The following is a 12,113-nucleotide window of genomic DNA, read 5'->3' as shown; positions in this document are numbered from 1 at the left end:
TTCTAATACTTTATTTGTGACAGTTTAATCTAAAAAATAAAAAAAGACCGAGAATAAAACCCGGTCTTTTGCCTAAAACTAAAATACTAAAATAAATTTCACATCATTATATATAAATATTAGCCCCCCAATATTCATTGATGAAAATCTAATATAAATATACAAAGAGCTTGTATAGTTTTATTGTAAATAATCGTATTTGGTATTTCTAAAAATTTCTTTGATTAATAGAAACTCGTCTTTAAAGTAATCTTTTAATGATTTTGAAGTAAATAATTTGAAGTCTTTAGCAAAGTGAGATTCGTCATAATAGTCATACATATAAATTAAATCTTTTAAATTAATTTTTTTACTTTCATATTGTTTCATTAATTTCTTAAATCTATGAATTCTTATGTATTTAGAAGGTGTTAAGCCTACGATCTTTTTAAAATTTGTTTCTAAAGTTTTTTGACCAAATGGTAAATCTTCTAAGATTTCATTTACAGAAATCATACCTTCTTTTAGGTGAATTTTTTTTACAAGTTCATCTATTATTAAAGTGTTTTTGTTTTCTGTTAAATTTAACGTTAAAAGGTAATCTTCGAGTTTGTTAAATATTTTTTTATAATCATCTGCTTTAGTTAAAAAAATGCTATCAAATTTTTTTGCTATTTCTTGATTAATCTCGTTAAAAGACTTGTATTTATTTGTAAGACAAGAAGCATCGATGTTGGTTAACTTATGTAATGTTGTAGGATTAAAATTCATACCACATACAATACCTTCTTTATATAAGTTAAATTGATATGACTTACTAAATTGACCATAAACAGTAAGTTTATGTAAATCTGTAACGTCATTCACAAGTGTAATTTTTTGACCTTTATTATAAAAATAAGCCAAACCAGAAAAGTTTAAAGGTGGTATTATAGCTTCTAATTGTACGTCTTTTTTTTGATAATCGATTAAAAAAAACTCCTCGATTAAATGAGAAGTTTTTGTAACATCAAAATAAGTTAGCTTCATAGAATTTTATTTATAATTTTAAAAATAAAAAAAAAATCCTATAAAGCTATTTTTAATTTATTTTTTATTGATTATCCAGTTTTTTGCATTTACAAAAGCTTCTAGCCAAGGTGTAACATCATCTTTTCTATTTGTAGGATAATTTGCCCAATTCCATTGAAAAGTAGAGCGTTCTATATGTGGCATTGTTACTAAATGTCTACCAGTTTTATCACACATCATCGCGGTATTAAAATCAGAGCCATTTGGGTTATTTGGGTAACCTTTGTAACCATATTTTGCTACAATATTATAATTATCTTCGGTTTCTGGTAAGTTAAATTTACCTTCACCATGAGAAATCCATACACCTAATTCAGTACCTGCTAAACTAGACAACATTACAGAGTTGTTTTCTTGAATTTTTACTGATGTAAAAGAGCTTTCATGCTTGTTAGAATCGTTATGTACTAATTTTCCATGAACTTTATGTTCTGGATTAATCAAGTCTAATTCCATCCATAATTGCGCACCATTACAAATACCAACAGATAAAGTATCTTCTCTTTTAAAGAAGTTTTTTAGAGCGGTATTAGCTTTTTCGTTGTATTTAAAAGCACCTGCCCAACCTTTTGCAGAACCTAAAACATCAGAATTAGAAAAACCACCAACAGCACCAATAAACTGTATATCTTCAAGTGTTTCTCGGCCAGAAATTAAATCTGTCATGTGTACATCTTTTACATCAAAACCGGCTAAATACATGGCATTTGCCATTTCACGTTCTGAGTTAGATCCTTTTTCTCTAATAATTGCAGCTTTAGGTTTCTCAGATCCTATTTTTGGTAATTTACCTGTAAAGTTTTCTGGGAATTTATAAGTTAATGGCTGATTTTTATAATTATCAAATCTGTCTTGAGCTAAATTGTTTGCTGTTTGTTTTTGATCTAATAAAAAAGAAGTTTTATACCAAACATCTCTTAATTCAGCAACGTCAAAAGAAAAGTTATCTGTATTATTTTTAATGTTTACAGTACCCGAATTATTTGCAGTACCAATTTTAAATACAGCAATACCTTTTTCTTCTAATTCTTCTTTTACTGTAGCATCTGCTTGAAATACAATTCCGGCATTTTCCGAGAACAATACTTTTATAGAATCTTCTTCATTTAAATCAGAAATATCAAAGTTTGCACCTAAATTTACATCAGCAAAACACATTTCTAATAAAGTTGTTATAAACCCGCCAGAAGCAATATCGTGACCTGCTTTAATCTTATCAGCTTTAATTAAATTCTGAATTGCATTGAACGTCTTTTTTACATAAGAAGAATTTGTAACATCAGGTGTTTCGTTACCAATAGCGTTTAAAGCTTGGTTAAAAGAACTACCACCTAATTTATATTCGTCTTGAGATATATTGATGTAATAAATATTTCCTCCGTCGACTTGTAAAACAGGTTCAACAACTTTAGAAATTTCATTACAATTTCCTGCAGCAGAAATAATAACGGTTCCGGGTGAAATCACATCTCCATCAGGATATTTCTGTTTCATCGACAAAGAATCTTTACCAGTTGGTACGTTGATACCTAAATCTACAGAAAACTCTGAAACGGCTTTTACAGCTTTGTATAAACGAGCATCTTCACCTTCATTTTTACAAGGCCACATCCAATTTGCAGATAAAGAAATAGAGTTTAAATTATCTTTTAAAGGTGCCCAAATAATATTTGTTAATGATTCTGTTATTGCATTTCTACTTCCTGCTTCTGGATTAATTAAAGCAGAAATAGGAGCGTGGCCAATAGAAGTTGCTACACCTTCTTTACCATTATAATCTAGTGCCATTACACCAACGTTGTTTAACGGTATTTGTAACGGACCAACACATTGTTGTTTGGCAACTTTACCACCAACACATCTATCTACTTTATTTGTTAACCAATCTTTACAAGCAACAGCTTCTAACTGTAAAACTTGTTCTAAGTAAATTTTTAAATTCTTAGTTTTATAACGCGGGTTTTTATATTTTCTGATAACAGTTTTATCTGTCATTATAGTTTTTGGTGATGAACCAAACATGTCTTCTAAAGCTAAATCCATTGGTTTTTCGCCAGTAGTTTTAGATTCAAAAGTAAATCTATTGTTACCAGTAACATCACCAACAGTATACATTGGCGATCGTTCTCTTTCTGCTATTTTTTGAAGGGTTTCTGTGTGTTTTTCTGCAATAACTAAACCCATTCTTTCTTGAGATTCGTTACCAATAATTTCTTTTGCCGATAAAGTTGGATCACCTACAGGTAATTTATCCAAATCGATTTTACCACCAGTATCTTCTACTAATTCAGACAAGCAATTTAAGTGTCCGCCCGCACCATGATCATGAATTGAAACGATAAAGTTTTCATCACTTTCTACCATTCCTCGTACTGCATTCGCAGCACGTTTTTGCATTTCCGGATTCGAACGTTGCACAGCATTCAATTCAATTCCTGATGCAAATTCTCCGGTGTCTGCAGATGAAACTGCAGCGCCACCCATTCCAATTCTGTAGTTTTCACCACCAAGAATTACAATTTTATCACCCTCTTTAGGTGTGTCTTTTAATGCTTGCGCTGCTTTTCCGTATCCAATGCCCCCAGCTTGCATAATTACTTTATCGAAGCCTAATCTTCTTGCATCAGCATCACTAGAAGCAGCATTTTCCTTATGTTCAAAAGTTAAAACAGAACCTGTAATTAATGGTTGCCCAAATTTGTTACCAAAATCAGATGCTCCGTTAGATGCTTTGATTAAAATATCCATTGGAGTTTGGTATAACCAATCTCTAGCAGTAAATTTTTGTTCCCAAGGTCTATCTTCTTCCAATCTAGAGTATGAAGTCATGTAAACTGCTGTTCCTGCTAAAGGTAAAGAACCTTTTCCGCCAGCAAGTCTATCTCTAATTTCTCCTCCAGAACCTGTTGCGGCTCCGTTAAAAGGTTCTACAGTTGTTGGGAAGTTATGTGTTTCTGCTTTTAATGAAATTACAGAATCAAATTCTTGTGTTTGATAAAAATCAGGCTTATCAGCCGTTTTAGGAGCAAACTGTTCTACTTTTGGTCCTTTTATAAAAGCTACATTGTCTTTGTATGCAGAAACAATATCGTTAGGATTTTGTTTTGATGTCTCTTTAATTAATTTAAAAAGAGAAGTTGGCATTTCTTCACCATCAATAACAAAAGTTCCGTTAAAAATTTTATGACGACAGTGTTCTGAGTTTACTTGAGAAAACCCAAAAACTTCAGAATCTGTTAATTTTCTATCTATTTTTTTGGCAACACCTTCAAGATATTGAACTTCTTCATCACTCAAAGACAATCCTTCTTGAGTGTTGTAAGCTGCAATATCATCAATTTCTATAATTGCTTCTGGTTGAATATCAATTGAAAATGAGTCTTGATTTAAACTTTTAAATTTTTCTGAAATCATAGGATCAAAATCAGAAAAACTTTCTGAAACAGCCGTAAATTCTTCTATTCTAATAACGTCAGAAATACCCATATTTTGAGTGATTTCTACGGCATTTGTACTCCAAGGTGTAATCATTGCTGCTCTAGGGCCAACAAAAAAAGCATCTATTGATGCCTCATTTATTTTTGGTTGATCGGCAAAAAGCCAAGTCAATTTTGCAATTGTTTCTGTTGTTAATTCTTTTGTTGTTTGAACAGCGAATACTTTACTGTTTTTGTTTCCAAAGAAATGAATCATTATTGTGTTGTGTTAGCGTTTGTTGTAAATGACAAATTTACTTTTTTTCAACTTAATTTTAACTATTTATTTACGCGAAATTATATAGTTTTTCAAGAGGTTTTTAACAAAAAAAAAGACGACTAAAAATAGTCGTCTTTTAATTTTTACTATGTAATTTCTTACTGTTTGATAAACTTTTTAGTTATCGATTGGTTTTGTGTATTTAATTTTAACAAATACATTCCTTTAGATAATTTAGATACGTTTATAGAACTGTTTACGTTTTCTATAATTTCTGATTGTACCAATTTACCTAAAACGTTATAAATATTTATGGTTGCTTTTTCGTTAATATTAAAAAATAACTTGTTTCCTGTAACAGGGTTTGGATACATTTTGAAACCATTTAAAGTTTCTGAGTCTGTACTTAGCGTTACAGTATGACTTCCAATTCCGTTAAAAGTGTTTTGCGGAAAAGCTGTCCATTCACCAGCTTTATCAAATGTGGTGTTTGGTGCTGTTATATCTCCATTTCTTCTAAGCGTTACGTTAGCTGCAAATTTTGCACCATTGCCAAAAACACCAATTATATCAATTAATACATCATCTTTAAATAAAGCCACTGCATCATCACCATTAAAGTTTACTGGTTGACCATAGTTTGTGTTTTGGTTATTAGGTTGCACTAAATCTACTTGCCCATTTTGATTAGATGCAGAATATGGTTGTAATTCTGGAGCAGAGTTGTCACCATTACCAATAACAAATACATCACCAGGAACAATACTTTTTACAGATCCTTTATCTAAAGCTAAAGGTGTAGTCCAAACACCAGCCCCATTTCTTTCTAACTTTAAAACATATCCTTCAAGATCTACTGTGCTACCTGTTAAGTTAACAATTTCTATTGCTTTGTTAGTACCTCCATCTCCTTCAACATATTCAGAAATAAATAATTCTGATGCAGTACCTCCAGATGAACCGTCTGTAGTTGTTGCGCTAACAGCTGTAGATTTTGCAGACATATTGTTGTCTTTGTCTTTAGCTAATACAGATACACTATAAGTAGTAGAAGTTGCTAAATTTATAATTGTATAATTTGTGTCTGTTGTATTTGCATGAAAAGTATCATCTAAATAAACGTCATAACTTGCAACGGCATTGTTATCTGTAGATGCAGACCAATTTACCTTAAAAGAACTGTCTGTAACATTTGTAATTGTAACATTTGCAGGTACTGAAGGAGCTGTTGTGTCTGATAATGTTTGTCCTGTTACTATATCACTTGCTTCTGATCTGTTAATTTGATCTTTAGCAACAATTTTAAAGCTATAAGACGTACCTGCTTCTAAATCTGTAATAGACGCGTTTGTAGTAGTTGTTTGTTTTGTTAAAACATCATTTACATAAACATCGTAACCAGTAACACCAACATCATCTGTAGAGGCTGTCCAGTTTAAATCGATAGACGTTAAAGTTATGTTACTTAAAATTACATTTGTAGGTTTTGTAGGTGCCTGTGTATCACTACTTGTATAAATTCCCCAAGTGTCTTGAGCAGCATCTCCACCCCAAATTCTAGTAGCTAAATATGGATTGTCTATAAACGGATTTCTATTACCTTGTGCATAAGTATTAGAAGTATTTTCATGAAATGTGTTACGAGCTTTTTCAAAATCAGAAACCGGATCTTCTACATTCCATTGTAAGAATAAATCAATCATGTCATCTGGTGTAAATTGATTGCTACCAACACCTACAGCTGTAGGTAAACATTGATCTCCGTAACGAAGATACATATACATAATAATTCTTGCAACATCACCTTTCCACTCATCACCAGGATACCAACCTCTTGTATTTGCTCCTTCTGGACCATTATATGTTACACTAGAACGAGAAGAGTTACCAGTACCTAAAGCAAATTTATAATTATTTCTTTCTGAATTTCTGTTTTTATCAGCTGGTCTTAAGTTGTGAGCATCTGTACCAGGACCTGGATTATTTGTTACTAAACTTGGGCTTGCAAGAGATTTAGAAAAAACATGTTCTCTGTTCCAAACAAAGTTCTCGCCATTTCCTCTATCTTGTAAAGAGTTATCTCTAGTTCTATCATTTGTAATATCTTGGTCAGTTCCATTTTCCCAACCATAAATTAAAACAACTTTAGATGCATCTACATCTTTGTCTGTAACTTTAGAAGCTTCCCAAACACCAGGAGTGTATGTTAACAAGTTAGTATGTGTACTAATAATTTTTGTAGCTAAAGCATCTTTTAAATCTGTACCAGATAATTGTAAATTAACATCACTATAATAAGCTTCTTGACAGAAAGAAATTAAAGAGGTTAAAGTAAGAATACTAAAAAGTAATTTTTTCATCATATGTATTTATTAAAAATTAAAAAATAGATATTTCTTTTTCTGCAATAAAAACTTAATACTAGCAATATATTAAGCTTGTTTTTTTTCTAAAAGCGCCATATAAAATCCGTCGAAACCAGAAATATGAGCTAATACTTTTTTATCTTTTACAAAAGTAAAGTCTTTTCCTGCTTCTGATGTTAAGAAATTATTAACTTGATCTTGATTTTCTGAAGGAAGAATTGAACAAGTGGCGTACACCATTTTTCCGCCTGGTTTAACCATTTTAGAATATTGTTGTAAAACGTCTTGTTGCACTTTTTTAATATTATCTATAAATTCTGGTTGCAATTTCCATTTAGAGTCTGGGTTTCTTCTAATAACACCTAGTCCAGAACATGGGGCATCAATTAAAACTCTGTCTGCTTTACCATGTAATTTTTTTATAGGCTTTGTAGAGTCGATAACTCTTAAATCTATATTATGTGCTTTATTTCTTTTTGCTCTTACTTTTAGTTTACGCAATTTACTTTCGTAAATATCCATAGCAATAACTTGTCCTTTATTTTCCATTAAGGCAGATAAGTGCAATGTTTTACCACCAGCACCAGCGCAAGTATCTACTACTTTCATACCGGGTTTTACATCTAAATAAGCGGCTACTAATTGAGAAGAAGCATCTTGAACTTCAAAAAAACCATTATGAAAAGCTTCCGTTTTAAATACATTGGCTCTTTCTGGTAACACCAACGCATCTGGATGATTTGGTACAAATTCTGTAATTACGTTTTCTGCGCGTAATTTTTTTTGAAGTAATTCTTTAGAAATGTTTAAAGTATTAGTTCTTAAAATAACTTTTGCTTGTTGGTTTAGTGCGGCAATTTCTTTGGTCCAAATTTCATTTCCTAATTCTTTTTCGCATAATTCATCCATCCAATCTGGTATAGATTCTCTAAATTTTCTTGTTTTAGAAAGTTCTGCAAAACGACCTTTTATTCTTCTTTCTGGCACATCTCCAATTTGGTTCCAGTCAGGTAAAGCAATTCCTCTTAAAATACACCAAACAGAAAAAAGTCTCCAAATATTATCTCTATCATAAGGTACTTTAACTTCTGCAATTTCGGCGTAAAGTCTATTCCATCTTACAATGTCGTAAATTGTTTCTGCAACAAATTTACGGTCTCTTGCGCCCCAACGTTTATCTCTCTTTAAGGCTTTTTCTACAGCTTTGTCTGCATAAACACCTTCGTTAAATATGTCTCTAATACTGTCTATTACAGCAAAAGTTAAATTTCTATGTAGTCTCATTTTATAATTTTGTACAAGGCAACAAAGTTACAAATATCTATTACTAGATTCTAATGTTAACATTAATATTATTTTAAATTAAAATAGGCTTAATAAATAAGATTTGGTTTATTTATTAATTTGCATTATATTTATATACAGTTTATTATGTTTTTAATTTCAAAAAAATGAAAACGAAAAACTAAAGTTTTTTAGAAGTGAACTGTCATTTTTACAAATAGCAAATTTTGTTTAATTCTTAATCCTCCATATAGATGAAAAGCATAGCATGTAACATTTTAACAAATTGTAGTAATAGTTTGTTGAATTCTTCAATTTTAAATCCGGAAACGAAAAATAAAATTTTCAAAGGGTTCTCTAATGTATTAGAAGAATCTAACACCTAACTTTATTTAGATTTTTCTGATTAATTAACCATTTCTATTTCAATAGAAAACTACCAACTTTTTTAATTGTTTTTTTATAAAGACTCTTATACAATCATTTTGTTTAGTGCATAAAGCGCTATAAAATGTTTTCCCTGTTAATTAAAATCTTACCGAATAATTTTTAAAAATTCTCGTTATGATAAGAGAGATTGTTAAATTTTTGCTCGCATTTTTTTTAATTACAAACGCTACATTCGTTTTTTCTTTTACAGAAAGCTCTAATGTATTAAATGAAAATGCGACTTCTACAAATAAAATAAACACTGCAGTTAATGATATTAGTTTACTGCCTAAAAATACAATTGTACCTTTAATAAATGATGCTGTAAATTTTACATCATTAACTGTTACAGGTACTCAATTTTGCCCTATCATTGGAAGTTGTGTAGATGACTGGACAGGAAATGGAGCAAACGTAATTGATAGTGATACTGATAATTTTTCTAGAGCATCAATTTTATTAGGTGGCGATGCTGAGGTTTTATCAATTACATACCCTACAGAAGATATTCCTGCTGGTTCATATGCTGGTTTTAGAATTAGAAATGCATCACTATTAAGTTTATTAGGCAACGATACAGCTATTAGAACAAGAGATGAAAATGGGAATATTGTAGATACTTTTAATTTAGATGGCAGTTTAATATCGGCTTTAGATTTTAGCAGTGCCACTAACGTAGGTTTTGTAACTACGGGTAATTTTAGAACAATAGAAATTGTATTCGGAGGAGATTTACTTAAAACAGGTAGTTTAGATGTATTCTACCCATTTATAAAACTCTATCAAGAAAATGCAACCTCTTTAACTTGTAATGATGTAAATACAATTACGAATCCAGATTTTCCTGTAGAAGTTGCAGATGCAGGAGTAACAGGTGTTAATGTTTCTTTATTAGGTGATGTTATACAAAACCCAGAATTTTTAATCGATTCAGACTTAACAAATCACGCAACTTTAAATGCAGGTTTGGTTGGTGTTGGTGTTTTAGCTACATCATATTTATCAATACAAAAACAAGCAGATTTTTCAACAGGTGTTGTAACTCCTTTTACATCAAATACCTATGCAGGTTTTAATATAACTTCGGCTAATTTGTTAACTGCAGATGTAATAGGTAATATCACATTATCAACTTATTTAAATGATGTTTTTCAAGAAGATAATTCTAATTACAATGCTTTAGTAAACGTACCATTATTAAGTTTAGATACTCAAAATGTAGGTTTTGTTACTACCAAGCCTTACGACGAAATTAGAATAACGGTATCACAACCAATTGGTGTAAATTTAGGTGAAATTAAAGTAAACTACCCTGTTGTAAAAAAATATTGTGTTAGCAACACATTTGATTGTAATGAGCAAGTTTCTTGGGTTAATTCTAATCATCCGGTAGAAATCTCTACTGTAAATAGCAATGGTTTAGTGGCTGCTGGCGGAACAGTAGATAATATCGACAATATTATAAATTCAGACACTACAGATTACGCAGAAATAGATTTAAGTGTTGGTGTAATTTCTAGTTTAGAAATTGGGGTTTATGATGTTTTACAAGAATATTCAGAACCTCAGTTTGTTGGTTTCGAAATTGAAACGGCCACTTTATTAGATATAAACCTTTTAAATAATATTTCATTAACTACGTACTTAAATGGGGTTGCAACTGGTGATAGTGTTAGTGGTGCAAGTATACTTTTAAGTGCACCACTTTTAGTGGGTTTGAATAAGCAAACAATTGGTATGGTTACTTCTAATACTTTTGATGAAGTTAGGTTAGAGTTTAACACAACCGTAGGTGTAAATCTAGGTGTTTTTAGAATTTATAATTCTACAATAAAAAAGTTGTGTACTAAAGAATTAGCCTGTAGCCAAACGTATTACTTAAATTCACCAGAATTTTCTACCTATGTAGATTACGCAAAATCTGGCGTTTCTGGTTTAGTTTGTGTTGGGTGTAATGTTTCTAATACAGATGCGGTATTGTCTACGTCAAATACAGATTTTGCATCAATAAATATTACAGCAGGTGTTGCTGCAACTGGTAGTTTGGCAGTTAGAGACGCTACCAATGCTTATCCAGCAAATTCTACTACGGGTTTTGTAGTAAAATCAAACTCTTCAATTGTAGAAGTTTCTTTGTTTGATAGTATAACTATAGAAACTTTAGACCAAAATGGTAATGTTCTTGAATCCGCTTCGGGCTCAGATTTAATCGATCTAACAGTTTTAATAAATCTCTTAGGAGGTACACCTAACGGAATTTATAATTTAGGTTTTGAAACTACACAGAAATATTACGGAATTCAAATTACTGTTTCAAAATTAGTAGATGTAAATACAAATTTAGATTTAACAGATAATAACGATTTAGATATTTATGGTGCTTTTGTAGACACGCGAGGCGCTACAGGGGCTGGTTTTGAGTTTTGTTTAGATACAGATAAAGATACAGTTCTTGATGTTAGTGATTTAGATGATGATAATGATGGTATTATTGATGTTGAAGAAAATGGTGGTATAAATCCTATTTTAGATTCAGACGGAGACACTATTCTAGATTACAAAGATTCTGATACTCCTGGTTTTATAGATTCTAATTCTGATGGAGTAGATGATAGATTTGATTTAGACTTAGACGGAATTATAGATCAGCACGATACAGATGCAGATGGAGATGGATGCCCAGACGCAATAGAAGCTACTGGTAATTATGTCTTTGAGGATTTGGTAAATAATAATTTTGGTACAATTGCAGAAACATCTGCAGAAGCTAATTTAGGTTTACCTCTTTTAAATGGAGTGTTGGTTGCGCAAAATATATCTCCGGCAGTTCGAAATAGTATAGATAATACTTCTTGTTTTATAGATTTATCTATTATTAAAACCGTAGAGAATCCGGTTGTTAAACTTGGCGGAACGGTAATTTTTAATATTACGATTACAAATAACGGAGGTTTGATTGCAAATAATGTTGTTGTAAAAGATCTTTTACCTGAAGGATTAACTTATAATGAAAGTTCTTCTTCTATTCCAAACAATACTATTTATAATCCAGAAACTGGTTTATGGAGTTTTGGAACAGTTAAAATAAAACAAGGAGAATCGTTTACCTTAAAATTAGCAACTAATATTTTAGAAAAAGGTGTGTTAAAGATTAATAAGGCAGAAGTTTTTACATTTAATAATGCCCAAAATGAATTCGATTCTATAGCAAATTCTGAAGATTAAATAATACGAAAAATTCTATATCAGTTTTAAAGGATAATCTGTATTTTCGTTATTTATAAAAAT

Annotated in this window: 5 protein-coding genes; 1 reads left to right on the top strand and 4 read right to left on the bottom strand. The window is 30.8% G+C overall.

Annotated features, from left to right (window positions below; translation table 11 throughout):
* Positions 1–180: 180 nt before the first annotated feature.
* The 4 genes from ACYPV9_RS10200 to ACYPV9_RS10185 form a co-directional block, all read right to left on the bottom strand.
* Positions 181–1,008, bottom strand: coding sequence for a helix-turn-helix domain-containing protein (locus tag ACYPV9_RS10200; RefSeq protein WP_459743466.1), 828 nt, complete (start codon positions 1,006–1,008; stop codon positions 181–183).
* Positions 1,009–1,065: 57 nt separating this feature from the next.
* Positions 1,066–4,743 carry a phosphoribosylformylglycinamidine synthase gene (gene purL / locus ACYPV9_RS10195; RefSeq protein ID WP_459743464.1) on the bottom strand — a complete coding sequence of 1,226 codons (3,678 nt, stop codon included), beginning with the start codon at positions 4,741–4,743 and terminating at the stop codon, positions 1,066–1,068.
* Positions 4,744–4,904: 161 nt separating this feature from the next.
* Positions 4,905–7,109 carry an endonuclease gene (locus ACYPV9_RS10190; protein WP_459743462.1) on the bottom strand — a complete coding sequence of 735 codons (2,205 nt, stop codon included), beginning with the start codon at positions 7,107–7,109 and terminating at the stop codon, positions 4,905–4,907.
* A 69-nt stretch (positions 7,110–7,178) separates the two neighbouring features.
* On the bottom strand, positions 7,179–8,396 hold the full coding sequence (locus tag ACYPV9_RS10185; RefSeq protein WP_299061217.1) for an RsmB/NOP family class I SAM-dependent RNA methyltransferase: 1,218 nt from the start codon (positions 8,394–8,396) through the stop codon (positions 7,179–7,181).
* A gap of 564 nt (positions 8,397–8,960) precedes the next feature.
* Between ACYPV9_RS10185 and ACYPV9_RS10180 the strand changes: the two genes are divergently transcribed.
* Positions 8,961–12,050, top strand: a complete 3,090-nt coding sequence (locus tag ACYPV9_RS10180) for a hypothetical protein (RefSeq protein WP_459743460.1) — start codon at positions 8,961–8,963, stop codon at positions 12,048–12,050.
* Positions 12,051–12,113: the final 63 nt, after the last annotated feature.

The sequence above is a fragment of the Polaribacter sp. OB-PA-B3 genome (genome assembly GCF_054589375.1).
The sequence above is the reverse complement of the archived record's forward strand: the minus strand, read 5'-3'. Positions and strand labels throughout refer to the sequence as shown.